General features: G+C 70.5%; 25 protein-coding genes. 20 read left to right on the top strand and 5 right to left on the bottom strand.

What is annotated here, in order from left to right:
• Positions 1 to 43 precede the first annotated feature (43 nt).
• Complete coding sequence (locus ACYQ1K_RS09175; RefSeq protein ID WP_459982537.1) at positions 44 to 682, top strand: hypothetical protein; 639 nt, start codon at positions 44 to 46, stop codon at positions 680 to 682.
• Between the two features lie 109 nt (positions 683 to 791).
• Positions 792 to 1,223 carry an SRPBCC family protein gene (locus tag ACYQ1K_RS09170; protein ID WP_459982536.1) on the top strand — a complete coding sequence of 144 codons (432 nt, stop codon included), beginning with the start codon at positions 792 to 794 and terminating at the stop codon, positions 1,221 to 1,223.
• A gap of 20 nt (positions 1,224 to 1,243) precedes the next feature.
• Here the strand turns inward: ACYQ1K_RS09170 and ACYQ1K_RS09165 are convergent, their stop codons facing one another.
• Together ACYQ1K_RS09165 and ACYQ1K_RS09160 are read right to left on the bottom strand one after the other, a co-directional pair.
• The gene (locus tag ACYQ1K_RS09165; protein ID WP_459982535.1) at positions 1,244 to 1,864 is read right to left on the bottom strand and encodes a cache domain-containing protein; all 621 of its coding nucleotides are present in this window, start codon (positions 1,862 to 1,864) and stop codon (positions 1,244 to 1,246) included.
• A gap of 98 nt (positions 1,865 to 1,962) precedes the next feature.
• The gene (locus tag ACYQ1K_RS09160) at positions 1,963 to 2,706 is read right to left on the bottom strand and encodes a FadR/GntR family transcriptional regulator (RefSeq protein WP_459982534.1); all 744 of its coding nucleotides are present in this window, start codon (positions 2,704 to 2,706) and stop codon (positions 1,963 to 1,965) included.
• 73 nt (positions 2,707 to 2,779) lie between these two features.
• On the opposite strand from ACYQ1K_RS09160, the gene ACYQ1K_RS09155 reads away from it, so the two are divergent.
• The 4 genes from ACYQ1K_RS09155 to ACYQ1K_RS09140 are packed head-to-tail and all read left to right on the top strand — an operon-like array spanning position 2,780 to position 6,755.
• Positions 2,780 to 3,826, top strand: a complete 1,047-nt coding sequence (locus tag ACYQ1K_RS09155) for an ABC transporter ATP-binding protein (RefSeq protein WP_459982533.1) — start codon at positions 2,780 to 2,782, stop codon at positions 3,824 to 3,826.
• Complete coding sequence (locus ACYQ1K_RS09150) at positions 3,826 to 5,037, top strand: ABC transporter substrate-binding protein (RefSeq protein ID WP_459982532.1); 1,212 nt, start codon at positions 3,826 to 3,828, stop codon at positions 5,035 to 5,037. Before ACYQ1K_RS09155 ends, ACYQ1K_RS09150 begins: the two co-directional genes overlap by 1 nt.
• A 43-nt stretch (positions 5,038 to 5,080) precedes the next feature.
• Positions 5,081 to 5,911: an ABC transporter permease gene (locus ACYQ1K_RS09145; RefSeq protein ID WP_459982531.1), complete on the top strand. Its 831-nt coding sequence runs from the start codon at positions 5,081 to 5,083 to the stop codon at positions 5,909 to 5,911.
• Positions 5,912 to 5,960: 49 nt separating this feature from the next.
• Entirely contained in the window at positions 5,961 to 6,755 is a 795-nt protein-coding gene (locus ACYQ1K_RS09140) for an ABC transporter permease (RefSeq protein WP_459982530.1), read from the top strand.
• A gap of 8 nt (positions 6,756 to 6,763) precedes the next feature.
• On the opposite strand, the gene gabT is transcribed toward ACYQ1K_RS09140, so the two are convergent.
• Positions 6,764 to 8,113, bottom strand: a complete 1,350-nt coding sequence (gabT, locus tag ACYQ1K_RS09135) for a 4-aminobutyrate--2-oxoglutarate transaminase (RefSeq protein ID WP_459982529.1) — start codon at positions 8,111 to 8,113, stop codon at positions 6,764 to 6,766.
• A gap of 50 nt (positions 8,114 to 8,163) precedes the next feature.
• On the opposite strand from gabT, the gene ACYQ1K_RS09130 reads away from it, so the two are divergent.
• The 7 genes from ACYQ1K_RS09130 to ACYQ1K_RS09100 all read left to right on the top strand — a co-directional run bounded on the left by ACYQ1K_RS09130 (position 8,164) and on the right by ACYQ1K_RS09100 (position 16,859).
• A complete protein-coding gene (locus ACYQ1K_RS09130) occupies positions 8,164 to 9,288 on the top strand; it encodes a 1-deoxy-D-xylulose-5-phosphate reductoisomerase (RefSeq protein ID WP_459982528.1) in 1,125 nt (374 codons plus the stop codon).
• Positions 9,289 to 9,298: 10 nt separating this feature from the next.
• Positions 9,299 to 10,645 carry a M50 family metallopeptidase gene (locus ACYQ1K_RS09125; RefSeq protein ID WP_459982527.1) on the top strand — a complete coding sequence of 449 codons (1,347 nt, stop codon included), beginning with the start codon at positions 9,299 to 9,301 and terminating at the stop codon, positions 10,643 to 10,645.
• 49 nt (positions 10,646 to 10,694) lie between these two features.
• Positions 10,695 to 11,846: a flavodoxin-dependent (E)-4-hydroxy-3-methylbut-2-enyl-diphosphate synthase gene (ispG, locus tag ACYQ1K_RS09120; RefSeq protein WP_459982526.1), complete on the top strand. Its 1,152-nt coding sequence runs from the start codon at positions 10,695 to 10,697 to the stop codon at positions 11,844 to 11,846.
• Positions 11,847 to 11,865: 19 nt separating this feature from the next.
• On the top strand, positions 11,866 to 12,714 hold the full coding sequence (locus ACYQ1K_RS09115; protein WP_459982525.1) for a GNAT family N-acetyltransferase: 849 nt from the start codon (positions 11,866 to 11,868) through the stop codon (positions 12,712 to 12,714).
• 149 nt (positions 12,715 to 12,863) lie between these two features.
• The gene (locus ACYQ1K_RS09110) at positions 12,864 to 14,630 is read left to right on the top strand and encodes a proline--tRNA ligase (protein ID WP_459982524.1); all 1,767 of its coding nucleotides are present in this window, start codon (positions 12,864 to 12,866) and stop codon (positions 14,628 to 14,630) included.
• 10 nt (positions 14,631 to 14,640) lie between these two features.
• The gene (scpC, locus tag ACYQ1K_RS09105) at positions 14,641 to 16,149 is read left to right on the top strand and encodes a succinyl-CoA:acetate CoA-transferase ScpC (RefSeq protein WP_459982523.1); all 1,509 of its coding nucleotides are present in this window, start codon (positions 14,641 to 14,643) and stop codon (positions 16,147 to 16,149) included.
• Positions 16,146 to 16,859: an HAD family hydrolase gene (locus ACYQ1K_RS09100; RefSeq protein ID WP_459982522.1), complete on the top strand. Its 714-nt coding sequence runs from the start codon at positions 16,146 to 16,148 to the stop codon at positions 16,857 to 16,859. Before scpC ends, ACYQ1K_RS09100 begins: the two co-directional genes overlap by 4 nt.
• A 159-nt stretch (positions 16,860 to 17,018) precedes the next feature.
• Here the strand turns inward: ACYQ1K_RS09100 and ACYQ1K_RS09095 are convergent, their stop codons facing one another.
• Entirely contained in the window at positions 17,019 to 17,459 is a 441-nt protein-coding gene (locus tag ACYQ1K_RS09095) for a ferritin-like domain-containing protein (RefSeq protein WP_459982521.1), read from the bottom strand.
• The gene (locus ACYQ1K_RS09090) at positions 17,456 to 17,941 is read right to left on the bottom strand and encodes a hypothetical protein (protein WP_459982520.1); all 486 of its coding nucleotides are present in this window, start codon (positions 17,939 to 17,941) and stop codon (positions 17,456 to 17,458) included. Before ACYQ1K_RS09090 ends, ACYQ1K_RS09095 begins: the two co-directional genes overlap by 4 nt.
• Positions 17,942 to 18,048: 107 nt before the next feature.
• Between ACYQ1K_RS09090 and rimP the strand changes: the two genes are divergently transcribed.
• From rimP to ACYQ1K_RS09055, 7 genes are all read left to right on the top strand, one after another.
• Positions 18,049 to 18,576, top strand: coding sequence for a ribosome maturation factor RimP (gene rimP / locus ACYQ1K_RS09085; protein ID WP_459982519.1), 528 nt, complete (start codon positions 18,049 to 18,051; stop codon positions 18,574 to 18,576).
• The gene (gene nusA / locus ACYQ1K_RS09080; protein ID WP_459982518.1) at positions 18,576 to 19,556 is read left to right on the top strand and encodes a transcription termination factor NusA; all 981 of its coding nucleotides are present in this window, start codon (positions 18,576 to 18,578) and stop codon (positions 19,554 to 19,556) included. Before rimP ends, nusA begins: the two co-directional genes overlap by 1 nt.
• Positions 19,557 to 19,614: 58 nt before the next feature.
• On the top strand, positions 19,615 to 19,944 hold the full coding sequence (locus ACYQ1K_RS09075) for a YlxR family protein (protein WP_459982763.1): 330 nt from the start codon (positions 19,615 to 19,617) through the stop codon (positions 19,942 to 19,944).
• A gap of 112 nt (positions 19,945 to 20,056) precedes the next feature.
• Complete coding sequence (infB, locus tag ACYQ1K_RS09070; protein WP_459982517.1) at positions 20,057 to 22,927, top strand: translation initiation factor IF-2; 2,871 nt, start codon at positions 20,057 to 20,059, stop codon at positions 22,925 to 22,927.
• Positions 22,928 to 23,074: 147 nt separating this feature from the next.
• Positions 23,075 to 23,536, top strand: a complete 462-nt coding sequence (gene rbfA / locus ACYQ1K_RS09065; RefSeq protein ID WP_459982516.1) for a 30S ribosome-binding factor RbfA — start codon at positions 23,075 to 23,077, stop codon at positions 23,534 to 23,536.
• Between the two features lie 38 nt (positions 23,537 to 23,574).
• Positions 23,575 to 24,450 (top strand): tRNA pseudouridine(55) synthase TruB, encoded by an 876-nt coding sequence (truB, locus tag ACYQ1K_RS09060; RefSeq protein ID WP_459982761.1) that lies wholly within the window; start codon positions 23,575 to 23,577, stop codon positions 24,448 to 24,450.
• A 21-nt stretch (positions 24,451 to 24,471) separates the two neighbouring features.
• On the top strand, positions 24,472 to 25,410 hold the full coding sequence (locus tag ACYQ1K_RS09055; RefSeq protein ID WP_459982515.1) for a bifunctional riboflavin kinase/FAD synthetase: 939 nt from the start codon (positions 24,472 to 24,474) through the stop codon (positions 25,408 to 25,410).
• The last annotated feature ends 17 nt before the right edge of the window (positions 25,411 to 25,427 follow it).

Here is a 25,427-nt window from a genome sequence, read left to right as displayed (position 1 = left end):
GAACGACGGAACACCCCTTCTGCGCCCGACGAAAGGCCCCTCGATGTTTCGGATCGTCCCTCTCCTTGTCGGGCTCGTCACCGCTGCCGGTGCGACCGTCGGGATCGCGCCGGCGGCGCACGCGTCGACGTGGTACGTCGACACCGGGAAGCCGTGCAACTACCACCGGTACAAGACCCATGACACCGTCGCCATCGCGTCGCGGGGTCCGGTGCTGACCCACGTGCAGACGTTCGGGATGCCGCCGAGCGCCAGCCACACCGTGACGAAGACCGTCCAGCACGCCACAACGCTGTCGGCCACCGTCGGTTACAACGCCAAGATCTCGATCAGCAGCAGCGGCGCCGCCCGGATCCTCGGCAAGGCGTCGGCCCAGGTCGGGTTCTCGCTGAAGGCCAGCGGCTCGCACACCACACGGACCTCGACGAGGGTCACCGACACGATCAGCAACCGCACGCGGAAGAACGCGAACTTCGTCTTCTACGCGGGCTACACCCGGGTCAAGGGCAGCTTCCGTCACTACTTCTGCGAGCAGACACACCCCTACAGCTCCTGGACCGTCCGCTACTCGCCCGGCAAGTGGCACTCCTACGGCGTGTACGGCGACGGGGCGGTGCGCTGCGGCGCCGGCGGCACGCTGAACTCGTTGCAGAGGCTCGCGCTGCGGGTCGGCTGCCGCTAGGCCGGAGGCCGGGCGTCCGCCGGGCTCGAGCCATGGACGCGCGGCCGACCCGGGCGGCATCATCGGCCTCGTGAGCGCCTCGCCACGGCGCCCGGTCAGGAGCATGAGGATGCCGTCAGCACAGCGAAGCGTCGTCATCAACCGCCCGGTCGAGGAGGTCTTCGCCTTCTTCACCGACCCCTCGAACGAGCTCGCCTGGCGCAGCCATGTCAAGGAGATCGCCCCGCAGGGCCCGATCGCCGTCGGCAGCAGGGTCCACCAGGTCATCAGGGGCCCGGGGGGCCGCGGGATCCCAGCCGACATCGAGATCACGGGCTACGACCCGTCGTCGCGCTACGCCTTCGCCGTGGTCGAGGGTCCCGTTCGCCCGACGGGCGAGTTCCGCTTCACCGACGAGGGCGGCCAGACGCGGGTGACCTTCTCGCTCGCCGCGGAGCTGACCGGCCTGAAGAAGATGATGATGTCGCGCCCGGTGCAGCGCTCCATGGACAGCGAGATGGCGGCCCTCGACCGCGCGAAGGCGGTCATCGAAGGCTCGTGACCCCGCCCGTCGCCGCCCGGTCAGTGGAGGACGAGGGCGAGCGGCAGTCCAGCACAGGGCAGCGTCTCACCGCCATCGGTGACCCGGTCGCCGGGCCCGATGTGTGGGTCGGCGGAGACGACGGCTCGGCCGTGCTCGTTGACGAGTGTGGCCCCGGCAGCTCGCAGCCCGGCCAGCAGCATGTCCTCGAGGGTCTCGACGAGGGTGTCGGCGCCGACCACGCCGACCATCTGGCCGCGGACCATCACCGGCGCCGTCGCGGTGACGGTGTACTCGTCGGTGCAGACGAAGTCGACGTAGGGCCCGGTCAGGTGCGGCTGGCCGGTGAGCTGCGGGTTCGCGAACCACGGGCGGCGGGTGTAGTCGAACGTGTCCGTGGCGTTGAGGGTCGGCGTCGCCAGGAGGCGACGGTCGTCGCCCTGCCACCAGGCCAGGTACAGCGGCTTGTCCGACAGCGCGTCGCGCGCGGCGACGAACCCGGCGCCCACCAGGTGGTGCGGGCCGTCGAGGAAGGCGATGACACGCCCGGCGATCGCCGAGGTGGCCACGTCGGCGGGGACCGGCCCGTCGGCGAACACCTCGCTGAGCGTTGTCTGCCAGTCGGCCAGCTCGTCGTAGACCCGGTGGAAATGCCGCCCCACGTCGCGCAGGCACCGCGCAGCACTTGTGCGGGCTGCACTGCTGGCGCTCGCAGGCCCGGGAGCCGGGCTGGTCGGTCCGGCCAGTGTCACGTTCATCATCATCGCACCCCCGCGTGAAGCTCTGCCAGGATCTCGAGCGCGTCGCTCACCTGCGTCCGTGCAAGGACACGAGCGGTCTCGGCGTCCCCGTCGGCCAGCGCGTCGGCAAGGGAGGCCAGCCGGGCGGCGGTGGCCCTGCGGTGGCCGTCATCGGCGAGCGGGAGCCGCAGCAGGGCGCCGAAGTCGGCCTCCAGCCGGACCATCTCCCGGGTCAGCCGCGCAGACTGGGTCAGGGCGGCGACCGCGAGGTAGAACTCGGTCTCCGCCCGGCGCCATGCCCCGATGTCGCAGCTGGCGGAGGCCTCGGTGGGGACCAACCCGCGCACGAAGTCGACCTCGGCGGGGTCGACGCGAGCGGCCGCCAGCTCGGCGCAGCCCGTGACCACGACCGTGTAGAAGCTGCCCCGGTCGCGCAGCTCGAGCCGGGACATGCCGGCCAGCCGGCTGTCGAGGGGCGCGTCGCCGGCCGGTGCGGTCACGAAGCTGCCGCCCTTGCGGCCGCGAACGGTGGTCACGAGCCCGTGTCGCCGCAAGGCGACCAACGCCTCGCGGGCCGTGACGAGCGCGACGCCGAAGAGCTGGGCGAGCTCAGCCTCGGTGGGGAGTCGCTCACCGTCAGCCAGCACGCCCGACCTGATGGCCTCGGCCAGGCGGCGCTCCACCAGGAGTGCGCGGCCCTCGTCACCGATCGGCGAGAAGATCGCCGCTCGCGCTGGGCTGGAGTCCCTCCCGGGGTCGACCATCCTCCACCTCGCTCTGGCGCGATTAAGATCTGGAACCATATGATTCAGCCCCGAGACTAGCGGAGCGGAACGGATGAGTGACACAGCGATCAACACGGCGATCACGACCGCGATCAGGCTCCGCGGGCTGAGCAAGCACTACGGCGAGGTGAGGGCCGTCGACGACCTCGACCTCCAGGTCGCGGAGGGTGAGTTCTTCTCGATGCTCGGGCCATCCGGCTCGGGCAAGACCACGGTCCTGCGGCTCATCGCCGGCTTCGAGCAGCCGACGAGCGGTCGCATCGAGCTCGCCGGCGCCGACGTGACCGGGCTGCCGGCGTACTCTCGCGACGTCAACACCGTCTTCCAGGACTACGCGCTCTTCCCCCACCTCAGCGTGCGGCAGAACGTCGAGTACGGACTTCGCGTGAAGAAGGTGCCCACGAGGGAGCGTCGTGAGCGGGCGGAGCAGGCGCTCGCGACCGTCCGCCTCGACGCGTACGCCGACCGGCGACCGCATCAGCTCTCCGGTGGCCAGCGGCAACGTGTCGCGCTGGCGCGGGCGCTGGTGAACCGTCCGCAGGTCCTGCTGCTCGACGAGCCGCTCGGCGCGCTCGACCTCAAGCTGCGCCGCGAGATGCAGCTCGAGCTCAAGGAGATCCAGCGGGAGGTCGGCATCACGTTTGTCTTCGTCACCCACGACCAGGAGGAGGCGCTGACGATGAGTGACCGGATCGCCGTGTTCCGCGACGGTCGGATCGAGCAGGTCGCCTCGCCGGTGGAGCTCTACGAGCAGCCGGCCAGCCCGTTCGTCGCGGGCTTCGTCGGCACCTCCAACCTGCTCGACGCCGTCATCGTCGGCCGGCCTGGCACGTGGGCGATCCGCCCCGAGCGGCTGATGCTGGGCACCCCTGTGCCCGGTGCGCACTCCGCCGACGGCGAGATCACCGAGGTGGTCTACCTCGGCTCTGCGACCCACACGATCGTGCAGCTGGACGCCGGCCCCACCGTGACCGTCTCCCGCCCGAACGCCGGCACCGCACGCCTCGACGAGCGCGGCGCACGGACCACCGTCAGCTGGCATGCCGACGACCTTGTTTCCCTCGGGTCCGCTCCGACCCGTCCCACCGAGGAGGAATGATGAAGAGAACAGTGGCACTCAGGGTGCTCGCCGCGGCTGCGGCCGGCACCTTCGCCCTGTCGGCCTGTGGTTCGTCCGACTCGTCCGGCGGATCCACCGCCGGGTTCAAGGCCCCGGACGTCCCGATGGTGAAGTCGCTCGGGACGAAGGAGGGAGCCGTCAACATCCTGGCGTGGCCGGGATATGCCGAAGACGGCAGCAACGACCCGGCGTACGACTGGGTGACGCCGTTCGAGAAGGACACCGGCTGCAAGGCGACGGTGAAGTACTTCGGCAGCTCGGACGAGGCGCTGAACCTGATGAAGAGCGGCGACTACGACGTCGTGTCGGCGTCGGGCGACGCCACGCTGCGCCTCATCGCCGGCGGGTACGTCCAGCCGGTCAACACGGATCTGCTCAAGAACTTCGCCGACATCCGGTCGTTCCTCAAGAACACGCCCTACAACTCGGTCGACGGGCAGATGTACGGCATGCCGCAAGGCTGGGGCGCCAACCTGCTCACCTACAACCCGCAGGTCGTCAAGCCGGCCCCGACGAGCTGGGCCGACATGTTCAGCGCCTCGTCCCCTTACAAGGGCAAGATCTCGGCCTACGACTCGCCGATCTACATCGCCGACGCCGCCCTGGTCCTGATGCAGACCCAACCCGATCTCAAGATCACCAACCCCTACGCACTCGATCAGAAGCAGTTCGACGCTGCCGTGAGCCTGCTGAAGAAGCAGCGTCAGGTCGTGGGCGAGTACTGGTCCGACTACGCCGCGCAGCAGCAGTCGTTCGAGAAGGGCGACGACGTGCTCGGCACCTCCTGGCAGGTCATCGTCAACGGGGTCGAGGCCGCCAAGAAGCCGATCCAGGGCGTGGTCCCGAGCGGTGGATCGACCGGATGGTCGGACACGTGGATGATCAACTCGAAGACCAAGCACGTGAACTGCGCCTACGCGTGGCTCGACTACATCGGTGGCCCGCAGGGCAACGCCGCGTCGGCGTACTACTTCGGCGAGGCGCCGGCGAACGCGAAGGCGTGCGACACCATCGCGACCGTCGACAAGGACCCGACGTTCTGCGACACCTTCCACGCGGCCGACGAGGCCTACGCCAAGCAGATCTACTACTGGACCACGCCGATCTCGCAGTGCCTGGACGGTCGCACCGACGTCAAGTGCGTGCCGTACTCCGAGTGGTCCAAGGCCTGGACCGAGATCAAGGGCTGAGGAGGACGAGTCCGAACTGATGAGAGCCTCTCGGAGGAGCAGAGTGCAGTCAGGGCCCCGAGCCGGATGGTCGACGGGGCTCCTGCTCGCGCCGCCCATGCTCTGGCTGGGCGTCGCCTATCTCGGGGCCCTGGCCGCGCTGCTTGTGACGGCGTTCTTCTCAGTCGGGGAGTTCACCTCCGAGGTCGTCAAAGTCTTCACCCTCGACAACTTCACGACCCTGCTTCACGACCCGATCTATCGGACCGTCGCGTTCCGCACGATCAGCATCGCCGTCGTCGTCACCCTGGTCGACGCGGTGCTTGCACTGCCGATCGCCTTCTTCATGGCCAAGATCGCCAGTCCGCGCTGGCAGCGGGTGCTGGTCATCGCCGTGCTGACCCCGCTGTGGGCGTCCTACCTCGTCAAGGCCTACGCCTGGCGGGCGATGCTGTCGGCCAGCGGGCCGCTCGCGTCCATGGGCCTGCACATCGGCTACGGGCTGCCCGGTCTGGTCATCACCCTCGCCTACCTGTGGCTGCCCTACATGATCCTGCCCGTGTACGCCGGCATGCAGCGGATGCCTGGCTCCCTGCTCGAGGCCTCGGCCGACCTCGGCGCATCGGCGGGCACGACGTTCCGCCGGGTCGTGATCCCCTCGATCTTCCCCTCGCTGGTGGCCGGGTCGATCTTCACCTTCTCGCTGACCATGGGGGACTACATCGCCGTCAGGATCGTCGGGGGACCGACCCAGATGATCGGGAACGTGATCTACCAGAGCGTCGGCACCGCGAACGACCTCCCGTTCGCCGCGGCCTACGCCTTCGTCCCGATCATCGTCATGCTCGTCTACCTGTGGGCCGTGCGGCGCACCGGTGCCCTGGAGAACCTGTGAACTCCCCACCGATTCGCTCGCTGCGCTCCCGACTCGACGGGGGCCCCGCATGAGCACCCGACTCAAGGCGTTCTATGCGGTCGCGACCGCGATCGTGCTTCTGTTGATCTACCTGCCGCTGGCCCTGGTGGTGCTCAACTCCTTCAACACCTCGAAGAGCTTCGCGTGGCCGCCGCCCGGCTACACCACCGAGTGGTGGAGCCACGCGTGGCACTCGTCGGGGGCTCGTCATGCGCTGCTGGTGAGTGTGCAGGTCGGGCTGCTCGCCACGGCTGTCTCGCTCGTCCTCGGCACGATGGCGGCCCTGGCCCTCACCCGCAGTCGCTTCTTCGGCCGCAACGTCGTCTCGCTCTTCATCATCCTGCCGATCGCGCTGCCCGGCATCGTCACCGGCATCGCGCTCAACAACATGTTCCGCACGGTGTTCGGGATCGAGCTCGGGCTGTTCACCGTCGTCGTCGCCCACGCGACCTTCTGCATCGTCACCGTCTTCAACAACGTGCAGGCGCGCCTCAGGCGGCTGCAGGGCTCGCTGCAGGAGGCCTCCGCCGACCTCGGTGCACGGCCGCTCACCACGTTCCGACTGGTGACGTTCCCCCTGCTGCGCTCGGCGCTGCTCGCCGGTGGCCTCCTCGCCTTCGCGCTCTCCTTCGACGAGATCGTCGTGACCACGTTCACCGTCAGCGCGACGCAGCAGACCCTGCCGATCTGGATCTTCGCGAACCTCTTCCGGCCCAACCAGGCGCCAGTCGTCAACGTGGTCGCGGCGGCCCTGATCGTGGCGTCGGTCGTGCCGATCTGGTTCGCCCAGCGTCTGTCGGAGGGCGACCCGCAGACGCACTGAGGCGCCGCTCAGGCGGTGGCCACGAACGCCTCCGCGACGACGTCGAACGCCTCGCTCAGCAGCTCGTCGCTGATCGACAGCGGCGGCAGGAAGCGGAAGACGTTGCCCCAGGTGCCGCAGGTCAGCACCACGACCCCCTGGGAGTGGCAGTATGCCGCGACGCGCCCGGTCCGCTCGGCGTCCGGCTCGAGCGTCCCCGGTCGCGTGAGCTCGATCGCCATCATGGCGCCGCGGCCGCGGACCTCCGCGATGACCGGGTGCGCGTCCTTCAGGGCGTCGAGCCGTGTCTGCATGAGGGCGCCGATCGCGCGGGCGCGGCCCGCCAGGTCATGGGTCTCCATCTCCTCCATCGCGCCCAGCGCGGCGGCGCACGCGACCGGGTTGCCGCCGTACGTGCCACCCAGGCCGCTGACGTGGACCGCGTCCATGACCTCGGCGCGGCCCGTGACCCCGGCGAGCGGGAGCCCGCCGGCGATGCCCTTGGCGGTGGTGATGAGGTCAGGGACGACGCCTTCGTGCTCGGAGGCGAACCAGTCGCCGGTGCGGCAGAAGCCGGCCTGGATCTCGTCGGAGACGAACAGCACGCCGTTGCTCCGGCACCACTCGGCGAGCGCAGGAAGGAACCCGGGGGCCGGCACCACGAAGCCGCCCTCGCCCTGGATCGGCTCGATCACGACGCAGGCGAGGTTGGCGGCTCCGACCTGCTTCTCGATGAGATCGATCGCGCGGGCGGCAGCCTCCGCGCCGGAGAGCCCGTCGCGCAGCGGGTAGGACATGGGGGCGCGGTAGACCTCGCCGGCGAACGGACCGAAGCCGTTCTTGTAGGGCATGTTCTTCGCCGTCATCGCCATCGTCAGGTTGGTCCGGCCGTGGTAGGCGTGGTCGAAGACGACCACCGCGTCCTTGCCCGTCGCCACACGGGCGATCTTCACGGCGTTCTCGACGGCCTCCGCTCCGGAGTTGAACAGCGCGCTCTTCTTCGCGTGGTCGCCGGGGGTGAGCTCGGCGAGCCTGCGCGCCACCTCCACATAGCCGTCGTACGGCGTCACCATGAAGCAGGTGTGGGTGAACGCCGAGAGCTGGGCGCTCGCCCGCTCGACGACCCTCTCCGCCGCATTGCCGACGGTCGCGACCGCGATGCCGGATCCCAGGTCGATGAGGCTGTTGCCGTCGACGTCGACGAGCACGCCACCTCCGGCGGCCACGATGAAGACGGGCAGGGTGACGCCGACGCCGTCGGCGACGTACTGCTTCTTCAGCGCGACCCGCTCGAGCGACCGCGGGCCCGGGATCGCGGTGACGAGGTTGCGCTTCTGTGGAAGGCCGGGCCCTCCGATGCCGCTGCCGTTCTCGCTCATGCCGACAGCGTAGGCCCGATCAGCGCAGTCCGGTCTGGGAGAATGAGGGAGTGCGTGCCCCTCGTGATGTCGTGATCCTCGGCTCGACCGGCTCCATCGGCACCCAGGCCCTCGAGCTCGTGCGAGCCAACCCCGATCGCTTCCGTGTCGTGGCGATGACGGCCGGTGGCGGCAACCCCGACCTGTTCGAGCGTCAGGTGGCGGAGTTCGCGCCGGCGTACTCCGGGCTCGGCGAGGACGCGAGCGTCGAGGCGGCCGGGATGAGCGCCGACGTCGTCCTCAACGGCATCACGGGCGCCGTGGGGCTGCGGCCGACGCTCGCGGCCCTCGACGCGGGGAACACGTTGGCGCTGGCCAACAAGGAGTCGCTCATCATGGGCGGCCCGCTCGTGCTCGAGCGTGCACGGCGTCATGACGGGCGGAGCCAGATCGTGCCCGTCGACTCCGAGCACTCCGCGATCGCCCAGTGCCTGCGCGGCGGGACCCCGGAGGAGGTACGCCGACTGGTGCTGACCGCGTCCGGCGGACCGTTCCGAGGCCGATCCCGGGCGGAGCTGGAGCACGTCAGCGTCGAGGAGGCGCTCCATCACCCCACCTGGGACATGGGGCCGGTCATCACGATCAACTCGGCCACCTTGGTCAACAAGGGGCTGGAGGTGATCGAGGCGCACCTGCTCTTCGGCATCGCCTTCGACCGCATCGAGGTGGTCGTGCATCCGACGAGCGTCGTCCACTCCATGGTCGAGTTCGTCGACGGCTCGACGCTGGTGCAGGCCAGCCCGCCGACCATGCTGATCCCGATCGCGCTCGGGCTCGCCTGGCCCGACCGCGTGCCCGACGCCGCCCCGGCGGTGGACTGGACGACGACGAACACCTGGGAGTTCCTGCCCTTGGACGACGAGGCGTTCCCGGCGGTCGGCCTGGCACGGGTGGCGGGGGAGCGCGGCGGCGTCGCGCCCGCCGTCTACAACGCGGCCAACGAGGTCTGCGTCGACGCCTTCCGCCGCGGGGAGCTGCCGTTCACCGGCATCGTCGACACCGTCTCTCAGGTTCTTCTGAGCCAAGACGACGTAGGCTCGAAGAAGCCGCTCAGCGTCGACGACATCCTCGCCGCCGACGCTTGGGCGCGCACGACCGCCGCCAGCCTCATCAGCCCGACCCGCAGCCCAGCATGAACGGAACCGCATGACCCCCGTCTACTACGCCCTCGGCGTCGTGCTCTTCCTCGTCGCGATCCTCGCCTCGATCGGGCTGCACGAACTCGGTCACCTCATCCCGGCGAAGGCCTTCGGCGGCAAGGTCACGCAGTACTTCATCGGCTTCGGCCCCACCGTCTGGTCCACCCAGCGGGGCGAGACCGAGGTCGGCATCAAGGCCGTGCCGCTCGGCGGCTACGTCAAGATCATCGGCATGCTGCCGCCCGGCGCGGAGGACCTGGGGGAGCGCCAGCCCGACGGCTCCCTCAAGGTCCGCCGCTCCAACACCGGCATGTTCACCCAGCTCATCTCCGATGCCCGGGCCGCCGAGTGGGAGCTCGTCCGGCCCGGCGACGAGGACCGCCTCTTCTACAAGATGACCTGGTGGAAGAAGGTCATCGTGATGGCCGGCGGCCCGACGGTGAACCTGTTGATCGCCTTCGCGCTCTTCAGCGTCATCTTCGGCGCCTACGGCATGCACGAGACCAAGCCCGTCGCCGGCCGGCCGGTGCTGGCCAAGGTGTCCCAGTGCGTGATCCCGTACGTCGACCAGCGCACCGACTGCCGTCCGAGCGACCCGGAGTCGCCAGCCGCCAAGGCAGGCCTGCGCCCCGGTGACACCATCACGACGTTCAACGGCACGACCGTGACCTCCTGGGACCAGATGAAGAGGCTCGTGCGGGCCAACGACAACGGCACGGCGACGATCGGCTACCTGCGCAACGGCGTCGCGCACACGGCGACGACCAACACGACGGTCCAGGCTCAGCCGACCTCCGAGACCGACCAGACACTCACCCAGGTCGGGTTCCTCGGCGTCACGCCGCACACCCACATCGTCGCGACCAGGGGCGGCCCGCTGTTCACGCTCGAGCAGATGGGCGGCATGACGCGTGACAGCGTCGTGGCCCTGGCGCACCTTCCGGTCAAGGTATGGGGGGTTGCGAAGGCGATCGCCGGCGTCACCCCCCGCGACCCCAACGGGCCCGTCAGCATCGTCGGCGGCGGACGCATCGCCGGCGAGGCCGTCGCGGACCACGGCTTCCCGGTGCTCGACAAGATGATGTTCCTGCTCGGTCTCGTCGCCGGCTTCAACCTCTTCATCGGGCTGTTCAACTTCGTGCCGCTCCTCCCCTTGGACGGGGGCCACATCGCCAGTGCGCTGTGGGAGGCGGTCCGTCGTGGGGTCGCCCGGCTGCGCCACCGCCCCGACCCCGGGTACGTCGACGCCGCCAAGCTCCTGCCGGTCGCCTACGTCGTCGCCAGCGCCCTGCTCGTGATGGGCGGCGTCCTGATCGTCGGCGACCTCGTGGTGCCGGTCCACCTCCAGTCCTGAAGCCGCGCCGAAGCGCGGCCCACGCCACCGAGAACGGATAATCACTGACATGACCTCGATCTCCCTGGGCATGCCCGCGGCCCCGCCGCCGGTGCTCGCGCCCCGTCGTCGGACCCGCCAGATCCAGGTGGGCAAGGTCGGCGTCGGAAGCGACCACCCGATCTCGGTGCAGTCGATGACGACGACGCTGACCTCCGACGTCAACTCGACGCTGCAGCAGATCGCCGAGCTGACGGCGGCCGGCTGCGACATCGTCCGGGTCGCCTGCCCGAGCCAGGACGACGCCGACGCGCTCCCGGAGATCGCCCAGCACTCCCAGATCCCGGTGATCGCCGACATCCACTTCCAGCCGAAGTACGTCTTCGCCGCGATCGAGGCCGGCTGCGCTGCGGTCCGCGTCAACCCCGGCAACATCCGCGCCTTCGACGACCAGGTGAAGGAGATCGCGGCCGCAGCGAAGGACCACGGCACCTCGATTCGCATCGGCGTCAACGCCGGGTCGCTCGACAAGCGGCTGCTGGAGAAGCACGGCAAGGCGACTCCTGAGGCGCTCGTCGAGTCCGCCGTCTGGGAGGCCGGCCTCTTCGAGGAGCACGACTTCCATGACTTCAAGATCTCGGTCAAGCACAACGACCCCGTCGTGATGGTGCGGGCCTACGAGCTGCTCGCCGAGAGCGGTGACTGGCCGCTCCATCTCGGCGTGACCGAGGCCGGGCCGGCGTTCCAGGGCACGATCAAGTCCGCCACCGCCTTCGGAGCGCTGCTCTCGAAGGGCATCGGCGACACGATCCGGGTGTCGCTGAGCGCTCCTCCGGTGGAGGAGGTCAAGGTCGGGCTGCAGATCCTCGAGTCGCTCAACCTGCGGCCCCGTCGCCTCGAGATCGTCTCGTGTCCGTCGTGCGGCCGGGCGCAGGTCGACGTCTACAAGCTCGCCGACGAGGTGACCGCCGGGTTGGAGGGCATGGAGGTGCCGCTGCGCGTGGCCGTCATGGGCTGTGTCGTCAACGGCCCCGGCGAGGCGCGGGAGGCCGACCTCGGCGTCGCATCCGGCAACGGCAAGGGTCAGATCTTCGTCAAGGGCGAGGTCATCAAGACCGTGCCCGAGTCCCAGATCGTCGAGACCCTCATCGAGGAGGCCATGAAGATCGCCGAGGGCATGGAGGCCGTCGACGGCGCAACGCCGTCGGTCAGCATCGGCTGACGACTACTAGGGTGGCCTCGTGCTCACGACGCGTCAGGGGATCCGGCCGCTAGCCCCGCCGGACCTCGACGCGTTCCTCGCGCTGGTCACCCGCGACCCCGTCGTCAACGTCTTCGCCGACTATCGCGCGCGCACCACCAGTCTCGAGTCCCGCTGGCTCGGCGGTGAGATCTGGGGAAGGTACGCCGACGGCGAACTCGTCGCCGCCTGTCACGTGGGGGCGAACCTCGTCCCGATCGGCGCGACCGAGGACGACGCCCGTGCCTTCGGCGAGCGGGCGCTCGCGCGCGGCCGCACCGTCTCGACGATCGTCGGACCCCACGACGCCGTCCGCGCCTTCTGGGACACGGTGGCGGGTGCCTGGGGCCGGCCACGCGACGTCCGGTGGCGACAGCCGCATCTCCAGCTCGACGGGCCGCCCCAGGTCGACCCCGACCCGCTCGTGCGGCGCACATCACGGGCTGACCTGGCCGAGGTCTACCCCGCTTGCGTCGCGATGTACACCGAGGAGGTCGGCGTCTCGCCCGAGCAGGGCGGTGGTGCCGAGCTCTACCGGGCTCGCGTGCTGCAGCTGATGTCGCGCGGCTGGTCCTTCGCCCGCTTCGACGAGTCCGGACGCCTGCTGTTCAAGGCCGAGGTCGCCTGCGCGTCGCCCTATGCCGCTCAGGTCCAGGGCGTCTACGTCGTGCCGGACCTGCGCGGCCACGGCCTCGCGACCGCCGGCATGGCGGCGGTCGCCGAGATCGTCCGCCGCGAGATCGCTCCGGTCGTCTCGCTCTACGTCAACGACTGGAACGCCCCGGCCCGCCGGGCCTACGAGCGCGTCGGCTTCGTGGAGTCGGCGCGCTTCTCCACCGTGATGTTCTGAGCCGATCGGCGTACACGGGTACACCGAAGTCGGCCGCCGCGGGTGCGACGCCGCGTGAGCAGCGCGCGGAGCGAGCACTTCGGTGTACCCGTGTACGTGGCGAGCCACCGACTACGACGCCCGCCCGTGCGAGCCGTAACCTTCTGCCCATGCTGATCCGGATGTCGACGTTGTTCGTGCGGACGCTGCGAGAGGACCCCGCGGACGCCGAGGTGCCGAGCCACCGGCTCCTCGTCCGGGCCGGCTACATCCGTCGCGCGGCCCCCGGCATCTACACCTGGCTGCCGCTCGGTCTGCGGGTGCTGCGCAAGATCGAGGGCATCATTCGCGAGGAGATGGACGGCATCGGCGCCCAGGAGGTCACCTTCCCGGCCCTGTTGCCCAAGGAGCCCTACGACGCGACCGGTCGCTGGACCGAGTACGGCGACGGCATCTTCCGCCTCAAGGACCGCAAGGACGCCGACTACCTGCTCGGGCCCACGCACGAGGAGATGTTCACCCTCCTGGTGAAGGATCTGTACAGCTCCTACAAGGACCTCCCGCTCAGCCTCTACCAGATCCAGACGAAGTACCGCGACGAGGCGCGGCCGCGAGCCGGGCTCCTGCGCGGGCGCGAGTTCACGATGAAGGACTCCTACTCCTTCGACGTCGACGACGCCGGGCTGGAGGAGGCCTACCAGCGCCACCGCGACGCCTACGTCCGCATCTTCGACCGCTTCGGCTTCGACTACGTCGTGGTGAAGGCGACGTCGGGGGCGATGGGAGGGTCCGCCTCGGAGGAGTTCCTCGCCAAGGCCGAGGTCGGCGAGGACACCTACGTCCGCTGCACGAAGTGCGACTACGCCGCCAACGTCGAGGCCGTGCAGGTGCGCCCGCCCGCGCCGCTGCCGTACGACGACGCGCCGGCCGCCCACGTCGAGGACACCCCCGCGACGCCGACGATCGCCACGCTCGTCGACCTCCTCAACGAGCGCTTCGGGCGAGAGGACCGGCCCTGGCACGCCGGCGACACCCTCAAGAACGTCATGGTGCTGCTCAAGCACCCCGACGGCACGCGTGAGCCCCTCGCCATCGGCCTTCCGGGCGACCGCGACGTCGACCAGAAGCGCCTGGAGGGCCAGCTCGAGCCGATCGAGGTCGAGCCCATGGACGAGGCCGAGCTCGCCAGGCATCCCGCGCTGGTGAAGGGCTACATCGGTCCCGGCGTCCTGGGCGAGGAGGCGGCGTCGGGCATCCGCTACCTGGTGGACCCGCGGGTCGTCGAGGGCACCCGCTGGGTGACGGGCGCCAACGAGCCCGGACGCCACGTGATCGACCTCGTCGCCGGTCGGGACTTCACCGCCGACGGCACGATCGAGGCCGCCGAGGTCCGTGACGGCGACCGGTGTCCGCAGTGCGACGATGGCGTGCTCGAGTCGGCACGCGGCATCGAGATGGGCCACGTGTTCCAGCTCGGCCGCAAGTACGCCGACGCGCTCGGCCTCAAGGTGCTCGACGAGAACGGCAAGCTCGTCACCGTCACGATGGGCTCCTACGGCATCGGCGTGACCCGGGCGGTCGCAGCGATCGCCGAGGACACTCTCGACGACATCGGCCTGTGCTGGCCGCGTCACGTGGCGCCGTACGACGTCCACCTGGTCGCCGCAGGCAAGGACGAGGTGGTCGTCGCCGCCGCCGAGCGCCTCGCGCACGAGCTGTCCGAGGCGGGCGTCGACGTGCTCCTCGACGACCGGGACAAGGTGAGCCCCGGCGTGAAGTTCAAGGACGCGGAGCTGATCGGCGTCCCGACGATCGTGACCGTCGGACGCGGGCTCGCCGACGGTGTCATCGAGGTCAAGGACCGTCGCAGCGGCGAGCGGGAGAACGTCCCCGCCGACCGTGTGCGCGACCACCTCGTCCGCCTCGTCCGCCACTGACCTTGCCGTCATGAGCCGCATCGCCTGCCCGACGCTCGCCCGCCGGGTGACCTCCGCTGCTGAGGCGGCCGAGCACATCCGCCCGGGCGACGCGGTGGGCATCAGCGGCTTCACGGGAGCGGGGTATCCGAAGGCGGTGCCGGTCGCGCTCGCCGAGAGGGTGACGGCCGCGCACCGCAGAGGCGAGGAGTTCCGCGTCCAGCTCTGGTCCGGAGCCTCCACCGCCCCCGAGGTCGACGGGGTCCTGGCCTCGGCTCACGGCCTCTCCAAGCGGCTGCCCTACAACTCCGACCCCACCCTGCGCAGGCTCATCAACGAGGGCGAGGTCGAGTACGTCGATGCGCATCTGAGCCATTCCGCCCAGCACATGTGGTTCGGGTTCTACGGTCCGCTCGACGTCGCCGTCGTCGAGGTGGTGGCGATCCTGCCCGACGGACGTCTCGTGCCGAGCAGCAGCGTCGGCAACAACAAGACGTGGCTGGACCGGGCCGACCGGGTCATCCTCGAGGTCAACGGCTGGCAGCCGCGCGAGCTCGAGGGGTTCCACGACATCTACTACGGCACCCGGCTGCCGCCGCATCGTGCGCCGCTCCAGCTGACCTCGACGATGCAGCGCATCGGAGAGCCCTATCTGCGGGTCGACCCGGCGAAGGTCATCGCCGTCGTCGAGACCGATGCCCCCGACCGCAACTCGGTCCTCAAGCCGCTCGACGACGACTCCCGGGCGATGGCCGACCTGCTCGTCGACTTCCTGCGCCACGAGGTTCGCCACGACCGCATGCCGGCGTCGCTGCTTCCGCTGCAGTCGGGCGTCGGCAACGTGGCCAACGCCGTGATGGCGGGGCTTCTCGATGCCGAGTTCGAGGGCATGACCTCCTACACCGAGGTCATCCAGGACGGACTCCTCGACCTGCTCGACGCCGGCAAGCTGACGGGCGTCTCGGCGACGAGCTTCGGTCTCTCACCCGAGGGCGTGCGTCGCTTCATGGGCGACATCGACGCCTACCACGGCCGCATCCTCCTGCGCAGCGAGGAGATCTCCAACCACCCCGAGGTGGTCCGTCGGCTCGGCGTGATCGCGATCAACGGCATGATCGAGGCCGACATCTACGGCAACGTCAACAGCACCCACGTCATGGGCAGCGCGATCATGAACGGCATCGGCGGCAGCGGCGACTTCGCGCGCAACGCCTTCCTCAACTTCTTCGTCTCGCCCTCGACCGCGAAGGCCGGCGCCATCTCCTCGGTCGTGCCGTTCGTGAGCCACGTCGACCACACCGAGCACGACGTGCACGTGCTCGTGACGGAGCAGGGTCTGGCCGACCTGCGCGGCCTCTCGCCGAGCGCCCGGGCCGAGCGCATCATCGATCACTGTGCCCACCCGGACTTCCGAGAGCCGCTGCGCGACTACATCGCCCGGGCCCGCGCCGACCGTCCACACGCGCGCCACACCCCGCACCTGCTCGACGAGGCGCTGAGCTGGCACCGCCGCTACCTCGAGACGGGGTCCATGCGATGAGCGGGCCCGGCATCGAGGCCGTCATCTTCGACTGGGGCGGCACGCTCACGCGCTGGCACGACGTCGACTTCCACGCCGAGTCGCTCGCCCTCGCCCAGGCGGTCAGAGGCGCCTGCACGGACGACCACGTCCTCCATGCGCCTCGGCTGCACGAGGCCGGTCAGGTGGTGTGGGGCTGGTCGCGAGACGAGCAGCGGAGCGCCACCATCGCCGACCTCTTCGACGTGGCGGGTCTCGACCACGACCCCGAGCTGCTGAGCGCCTACTACGAGTTCTGGCTGCCGCACACCGAGACCGACCCGGAGGTGCGGCCGCTCTTCGAGGCGCTGCGGGCGGCCGGCCTCAAGGTCGGCGTCCTGTCGAACACGATCTGGCCGCGGTCGTGGCACGTCGGCTTCTTCGAGCGCGACGGCGTCGCCGACCTCATCGACGGCGACGTCTACACCTCCGAGATCGCCTGGACCAAGCCGTCTGCGAAGGCGTTCGGAGCGGCGATGGAGGCCGTGGGCGCCTCCCACCCGGCTCGCTGCGTGTATGTCGGCGACCGGCTCTACGACGACATCTGGGGCGCGCGGGCCGCTGGGATGCGTGCGATCCACGTCCCGCACAGCAACATCCCCGTCGAGCAGCGCGGCCACGCCGACGGCGTTCCCGACGGCGTCGCGCGCTCGTTGGGCGAGGTGGCCGACCTCGTCGCCGCGTGGGCCTGAGCGGCCCCGGTTCTGCATCTTCTTGCAATGCGAAGATGTGAGGGCGCGTGTCGGTGGCACCCACCCACGCTCAGTTGCATGATTGTGCACACGAGGGCGTCCCATCCGCCGGTCCCCACCGCAACAGGCGGAGTCCCTCAAGGCCTTGTGTCCGGGCCTTCATGAGTGGTCCGTGAGCTCACGGATTCCGGGGAACATCTCGGGAGTTCCTCGGAACGTGAGCCCACGGACCGCTCCGTCTCTCAGGGCGTTGACCGCGAACGAGCGGATGTCCCCGTCGGTGCGCGAGACCACCCAGGCGTAGGCCTCCTCGCACGAGCGCTCGAGCGCCAGCGCGGCCCTCCGGACGCCGCGCTCCGTCTCGATCCGCTGCGGCGTGGCGTACGCCGGCTTCGGTCCGACCGGCGTCACGCCGCCATCGGCGATGAGCGTCTGGAGCCGGTCGCGCCGGGCTCGGTGGGCGTCGTAGGCGGCTCGCAGCGCGGACGACAGCGCCGGCGCGTCGGCACGAGACGTGCGCCCGCCGAGGATCCCGTAGACGTAGACGGCGGCGTACTCCGCCTCCAGCGCCGTCTGCAGCGCGTCTGTCGCGGTGCTCATCGGACCGCCGCCTTCGTCGACAGCACCGCCACATGCTGCGCCAGCGAGGCCGAGATCGAGGCGAGCAGACGCGCCAGGCCGCCGTCCTGCGCGTGCAGCGCAGCCTCGGCGACGGCCTGCTCCAGGCGGACCTCCGCGGCCCGTACTGCGGCCTCGCTCGGAACCGGCGCCGGGCTTGAGGCCGGGCTTGAGGCCGGGCTGGACGACGTCGGCGCTCCGAGCGCCTCCAGATGCGCCTCGTGCGCGGCCACCAGCGCCGCGTCCCGCGGCGAGGGAGCGACCGCGTCCCGCGTCGCGCGCATCTGCGAGGCCACGCGGGCGACCAGCAGCTCGTCGGGGTCCGGCGTGGGTGTGGGCGCGGCCGCGGGCTCCTGGCGAGGGCGCAGGTCGCAGCCGGTCAGCGGCACCACCGCCGCGGCGACGGCCCCGACGAGCAGCCCCTGAACGCGCCGTCGGGAGAGGAGCGGGGGCAGCGATCGCACAGCGCCGACCCTATCGATCCACCCGCGACGGCCGTGCTGCTGGCAGGCGGGGGAGCCGATAGGCTGTCCGCCACAACTGCACCCCACAACAGGACACGGAGGTGGCCATGGCCGGCCCGGTGCACGACTCCGTCCGCGAGCGGCTCGAGACCGAGCTGACGCAGCCGCTCGCTTCCCTGGGCCTCGACGTCGAGGCCGTCGAGATCACGCCCGCCGGCAAGCGTCGCATCCTGCGGGTGGCGGTCGACAAGGACGGCGGCGTCACGCTGGACGACGTCGCCGACGCGACCCGTCGCATCGACGGGGTCCTCGAGGCGTCCGACGTGATGGGCGAGCAGCCGTACACCCTGGAGGTCACCTCCCGCGGCGTCGACCGCCCGCTGACCCTGCCGCGGCACTGGCGTCGCAACTCCTCCCGGCTGGTCAAGGTGATCCCGACCGACGGCGGCGCCTTCACGGGTCGGGTCCTGAGCAGCGACGAGGAGGGCGCCACGCTGGACGTGTCGGGCCGGCAGCGCCGGATCGCGTTCGCCGAGGTCAAGCGCGCCCTGGTGCAGATCGAGTTCAACCGGCCGGGAAGCACCGTCAGCGAAGGCGACGCCGAGCTTCCCGGTGAGACAGAAGGAGACGCCTGATGGACATCGACCTGAGCATCCTGCGGATGCTGGAGCGGGAGAAGGAGATCTCCTTCGACGTGCTCGTGGAGGCGATCGAGCAGGCGCTGCTGACGGCGTACCACAAGACGCCCGGCGCCCAGCAGAACGCGCGCGTCGTGCTCGACCGCAAGTCGGGCCACGTCAGCGTGCTGGCCGCGGAGCTCGACGGCGACGGCCACGTCATCACCGAGTACGACGACACCCCGGACGGCTTCGGCCGCATCGCGGCGACGACCGCCAAGCAGATCATGCTGCAGCGCCTGCGCGACGCCGAGGACGACATCAAGTTCGGTGAGTTCTCGGGCCGCGAGGGCGACATCATCTCCGGCGTCATCCAGCAGGGGCGCAACCCCGACGACGTGATGGTCGACCTGGGCAAGATCGAGGCGCTGCTGCCGGTGAGCGAGCGGGTGCCGGGGGAGAAGTACGACCACGGCACGAGGATCAAGTGCCTGGTGACGAGCGTGCGCAAGGGCATGCGCGGCCCGCAGATCACGCTGTCGCGCAGCCACCCCAACCTGGTCAAGAAGCTCTTCGCGCTCGAGGTCCCCGAGATCCACGACGGCACGGTCGAGATCGCGGCCATCGCCCGCGAGGCCGGGCACCGGACCAAGATCGCCGTGAAGTCCAACGCGTCCGGCGTCAACGCGAAGGGCGCCTGCATCGGCCCCATGGGCCAGCGGGTGCGCAACGTGATGGCCGAGCTGCACGGCGAGAAGATCGACATCGTCGACTGGTCCGACGACCCGGCGACGCTCGTCGCCAACGCCCTCTCGCCCTCACGCGTGAACTCGGTGGAGATCGTGGACGCCGACGCCAAGTCTGCGCGGGTCGTCGTGCCGGACTACCAGCTCTCGCTCGCCATCGGCAAGGAGGGGCAGAACGCCCGCCTCGCGGCGCGCCTGACCGGGTGGCGCATCGACATCCGGTCCGACGAGGAGGCTCCCGCCCAGAGCTGAGCCTGAGTGCGCCCCCGTTTCGGAATCCTCTGGTCCGAACCGGTAGAGTGGCTCCTTGGTGGAACGCCAAGACGAAACCCCTGCCCAAGGTCCGGTTCGGACCTGCATCGGTTGTCGGAAGCGGGCCGCCAAGCGCGAGTTGTTGCGGGTGACCGCCGGCTCGGGCTCCGACGGCCACGCGGCCGTGGTGCCCGATCCGACAGCCACCAGGCCCGGCCGTGGAGCGCACCTGCACCCCACTGCCGAGTGCTACGACCTCGCGGTGCGACGGAAGGCCTTCACACGAGCCCTGCGGCTCGAGGGAGGGCTCTCCACCGCGCCGCTGGGGGACTACCTCGGCTCGCTGACCGTGATCGACCCACCCAGGAATCGGAGCACCAGCTCATGAGCACTCGATGAGTACTTCGCGATGAGCCCCCTCCGCTGTTCGCACAGCACCAACCACTAACGGTCTTAAGAGTTCAAGCCCGAGCCCGGGTCTTAAGGCCAGAAGGAGAATTGTGGCCAAGACCCGAGTATCAGAGCTCGCCAAGCAGTACGGCATCACCAGCAAGGAAGCGCTGGAGAAGCTGGGTGCGATCGGCGAGTTCGCGAAGACCGCGTCGTCGAGCATCGAGCTCCCCGCGGTGAAGAAGTTCGAGGCGACGTACGGCGCCGATCTGCTCGCCAAGAAGGCACCCGCGGCCCCGGCCGCCAAGGCAGCTCCTGCCCCGGCCGCACCCGCGCAGCAGGCCGCACCGGCCGCCCCCACGGCGCCGGCTCCCCGAGCACCCGAGGCTCCGGCGGCCCCGGCCGCCCCGGCTCCCGCCGCTCAGGCACCCGCCTCCCCGGCTGCTCCGGCCGCCCCCAAGCCCGGCCCCGCCAGGAAGGCGACGCCGGCCCCCGCCGAGAGGCCCGCTGCCCCCGCCGCACCTGCGGCACCTGCGGCGCAGGCTCCCTCCGCTCCTGCTCCCGCTGCCCCGAAGGGGCCCACGCCGGGCCCGCGCCCGGCGCCCCGCCCCGGTGCGCCGCGCCCGGGCAACAACCCCTTCGCGTCCAGCCAGGGCATGGGCCGTCGTCCGGCTCCGCCGGCCGCTCGCGACGGTGGTGCCGGCCAGGCCGGTCCCGGTGACCAGCAGCGTCCGCCGCGTCCGCCGGCCGGTCGCGACGGCGGTGCGCCGGGTCGTCCCGGCATGCCGCGTCCCAACCCGGCGATGATGCCGAAGTCGCCGGCCGCGTTCGGGGCTCGCCCCGGCGGCGGTCCCGGCCGTCCGGGCGCTCCCGGTCGTCCCGGTCCTGGTGGCGGCGGTCGTCCGGGCGCTCCGGGCCGTGGCGGCGCGGGCGCCGGTGCCGGCGCTCCCGGTCGTGGCGGGTTCGGCGGTGGTCCCGGTGGCGGTGGCGCCCCCGGCGGTGGCGGCGCCGGCCGTCCCGGTGGCGGTGGTGGCCGTCCCGGTCAGCGCGGCTCCACGCAGGGTGCGTTCGGTCGTCCCGGCGGCCCCTCGCGCCGCGGTCGCAAGTCGAAGCGGGCGCGTCGTCAGGAGTTCGAGGCCATGGAGGCCCCGACGATCGGCGGCGTGCGCGTCCGGAAGGGCAACGGCGAGACCGTCCGTCTGCCCCGTGGCGCGTCCCTGACCGACTTCGCCGAGAAGATCAACGTCGATGCCGCTCAGCTCGTCCAGATGCTGTTCAGCCTCGGCGAGATGGTCACCGCGACGCAGTCGGTGGGCGACGAGACGCTCGAGCTGCTCGGCGAGGAGCTCAACTACGTCGTCCAGGTCGTCTCCCCGGAGGACGAGGACCGCGAGCTGCTCGAGTCCTTCGACATCGAGTTCGGCGAGGACGAGGGCGACGAGGCCGACTTGGTGGTCCGTCCGCCGGTCGTGACCGTCATGGGTCACGTCGACCATGGAAAGACCAGGCTCCTCGACGCGCTGCGCAACGCCAACGTCGTCGCGGGCGAGGCCGGTGGCATCACCCAGCACATCGGTGCCTACCAGGTCTCCACGGAGGTCGACGGCGAGAAGCGTGCGATCACGTTCATCGACACCCCGGGTCACGAGGCGTTCACCGCCATGCGTGCCCGCGGCTCGCAGTCGTCCGACATCGCGGTCCTCGTGGTCGCAGCCGACGACGGCGTCATGCCGCAGACGGTGGAGGCGCTCAACCACGCCAAGGCCGCCGGTGTGCCGATCGTGGTCGCGGTCAACAAGATCGACAAGCCCGAGGCGGACCCGACGAAGGTCCGCGGCCAGCTGACCGAGTACGGCCTGATTCCCGAGGAGTACGGCGGCGAGGCGATGTTCGTCGATGTCTCGGCCAAGTCGGGCCTCAACCTCGACAAGCTGCTCGAGGCGATCGTCCTCACGGCTGACGCCAGCCTCGACCTGCGGGCCAACCCACACCAGGACGCCCAGGGTCTGGTCATCGAGGCGCACCTCGACCGCGGTCGCGGTCCGGTCGCCACGGTGCTGGTGCAGCGCGGCACGCTGCGCGTCGGCGACTCGATCGTCGCCGGCCCGGCCCACGGCCGCGTCCGGGCGATGCTCGACGAGTTCGGTCACGAGATCGAGGAGGCCACCCCGGCGCGCCCGGCGATGGTCCTCGGTCTGTCCGCCGTCCCCGGCGCCGGCCAGAACTTCCTGGTGGTCGAGGACGACCGGATGGCCCGTCAGATCGCCGAGAAGCGGGAGGCACGCGAGCGTGCCGCCATGCAGGCGAAGCGGCGTGTGCGTCGGACGCTCGAGGACTTCATGGCCTCCATGGAGAAGGGCGAGAGCCAGGAGCTCAACCTCATCCTCAAGGGCGACGTGTCCGGTTCTGTCGAGGCTCTCGAGGACGCGCTGGCGAAGATCGACGTCGGCGACGAGGTCGGGATCCGCGTCATCGACCGCGGTGTCGGTGCGATCACCGAGACCAACGTCGACCTGGCGGCCGCCTCCGACGCGATCATCATCGGCTTCAACGTCCGCCCGCAGGGCAAGGCGACGGAGCTGGCCGACCGCGAGGGCGTGGAGATCCGGTACTACACCGTCATCTACCAGGCCATCGAGGAGATCGAGGCCGCGCTCAAGGGCATGCTCAAGCCGGAGTACGAGGAGCGGGCCCTGGGCCAGGCGGAGATCCGCGCGATCTTCCGCAGCTCCAAGATCGGCAACATCGCCGGTTGTATGGTCACCAGCGGCGTGATCCGCCGCAACGCCAAGGTCCGTCTCATCCGCGACGGGTCCGTGGTGGCCGACAACCTCGACCTCGCCTCGCTCAAGCGGGAGAAGGACGACGCCGCTGAGGTCCGCGAGGGCTTCGAGTGCGGTCTGGTGCTGCGCAACTTCCAGGACATCAAGGAAGGCGACATCGTCGAGGCCTTCGAGATGGTGGAGATCCCGCGCGGGTAGACGGCGCTCGCTCCGCTCACGCGGCTCGGCGCCCCGGCAGATGTCGTCTTCCCTCCTCCCTCGCTCGCTACGCTCGCTCCGTCGTCAGTCCAGACGACATCGGGCGTCGAGCGGGGGAGGAGTCGGCCCTTCTGAGAAAGTGTGAACATGAGCAGTCCCCGGGTGCGCAAGATCGCCGACCGGATCCAGGTGATCGTCGCCCAGATGCTGGAGCGGCGGATCAAGGACCCGCGTCTGGGCTTCGTCACCGTCACCGACGTCCGGGTCTCGGGCGACAGCCAGCAGGCGAGCATCTTCTACACCGCCATGAGCGACGACCCGACGGAGCTGGCCTCGACCGCTGCGGCGCTGGAGTCGGCGAAGGGACTGATCCGATCCGAGGTCGCCAAGCAGCTCGCGATGCGGCATGCGCCCTCGCTGGAGTTCATCCACGACGCACTGCCTGAGACCGCCCGCCACCTCGACGAGGTGCTGGCCAGGGCCAAGGAGCAGGACGAGGCGGTGGCCGCGGCGCGCGGGACGTCGTATGCCGGCGACGAGGACCCCTACAAGAAGCCGCGTGAGGCCGACGAGGAGTGGGACGAGGACCTCGAGGACGACGAGGCGTGACCGAGTCGGGCCTCGTCATCGTCGACAAGGCCGCGGGGATGACGTCGCACGACGTCGTGGCTCGGGTGAGGCGGCTGGCCGGCACCCGCAAGGTCGGGCACGCCGGCACGCTCGACCCGATGGCGACCGGTGTCCTGGTCGTCGGGATCGAGCGGGCGACGCGTCTGCTCGGTCACCTGATGCTGACGCAGAAGGCGTACGACGCCACCGTCCGCCTCGGGGAGTCGACCACCACCGACGACGCCGAAGGGGAGACTCTCGCGACCCTGTCGACCGACGGGCTCACCGAGGACGCGATCCGTGCCGCCTTCGCGACTCAGGTCGGCGACATCGAGCAGGTCCCGACGGCCGTCAGCGCGATCAAGGTCGACGGGAAGCGTGCCTACGCCCTGGCGCGTGCCGGCGAGAGCGTCGAGCTCGCCGCCCGACCCGTCACCGTCCACGAGCTGAGTGTGGGCGACATCAGGACGCGCCGCGGTCTCGATGCGCCCTCGCCTGTCGGCGCGGGCCACTCGCCCAGCGAGACCATCGACGTCGACATCTCCGTGCGCTGCTCGAGCGGCACCTACATCCGTGCGATCGCCCGTGACGTCGGCGCCGCGCTCGGTGTGGGCGGACACCTGACGGCCCTGCGCCGCACCGCGGTCGGACCCTACCGCCTCGACGTGGCGCACACCCTCGACGAGCTCGGCGAGACCTTCACGGCCCTGCCGATCGCCGAGGCGGCCCGCGCCGCGTTCACGTCCTTCGACCTCGACGACGAGCAGGCGGGTCACGTCCGTGTGGGACGCAAGCTGCCGGTCGCGCTGGACGGGCTGACGGCCGTGTTCGCCCCCGATGGTGCCTTCCTGGCGCTCTACGAGCCGACCGGCGAGGTGTCCGTCGCGCGACCCGTCGCGGTGTTCACCGGGTGACGGTGGCTAGAGTCTGACCTCGTGCAACTGTGGCGATCGCTCGACGAGGTGCCGTCCGACCTGGGTCGGACGGCCGTCGTCATCGGGAACTTCGACGGCGTGCACCTCGGTCATCAGCACGTGCTGGCGACGGCTCGCGCGAAGGCGGACGAACAGGGCCTGACCCTGGTCGCCGTCACGTTCGACCCCCACCCGATGGCGGTCCTGCGCCCGGAGCACGCCCCCCCGACCCTCAGCACGATCGAGGCCCGCGCCGAGCTCCTCACCCGCCAGGGCGCCGACGCGGTGCTGGCCCTGCCCTTCGACCGGGACATGGCGGCATGGTCGCCGGACGATTTCGCGCAGCGGGTCCTCGTCGACGCGCTCCACGCCCAGGTGGCGGTCGTCGGGGCGAACTTCCGCTACGGCTACCGGGCGGCCGGCGACGTGGCCTGCCTGGCCGACTTCGGAGCCGGACACGGCATGGCGGTCGAGGGGATCGCCCTCGACGGCGGTCCGCAGGTCTGGTCGTCGACGTACGTCCGCACCTGCCTCGCTGCCGGTGATGTCGGCGGGGCCGCGGAGGCGCTCGGGCGGCCGTATGCCGTCCGCGGCATCGTGGTCAAGGGCGAGCAGCGCGGCCGCGAGCTCGGCTTCCCGACCGCGAACGTGCCGACCGAGGCGTTGACGGCGGCGCCGGCCGACGGCGTCTACGCCGGGTGGCTGACCCGCCTCGACACCGGGGACCGCTATCCCGCGGCGATCAGCGTGGGCGTGAACCCGACCTTCGACGGGGTGATCACCCGGCGGGTCGAGAGCTACGTGCTCGACCGCACCGATCTGGAGCTCTACGGCGTCGAAGTGGTCGTCGAGTTCGTCGACCGGCTGCGGGGCATGGAGGCGTTCAGCTCGGTCGACGACCTCATCGACCAGATGGGCGCCGACGTCGACCGCGCTCGGGAGCTGCTGGCCACCCCCTGACATTCGCCGAACCCCGG

This window comes from Nocardioides sp. AN3 (assembly GCF_054653495.1).
The sequence above is the reverse complement of the archived record's forward strand: the minus strand, read 5'-3'. Positions and strand labels throughout refer to the sequence as shown.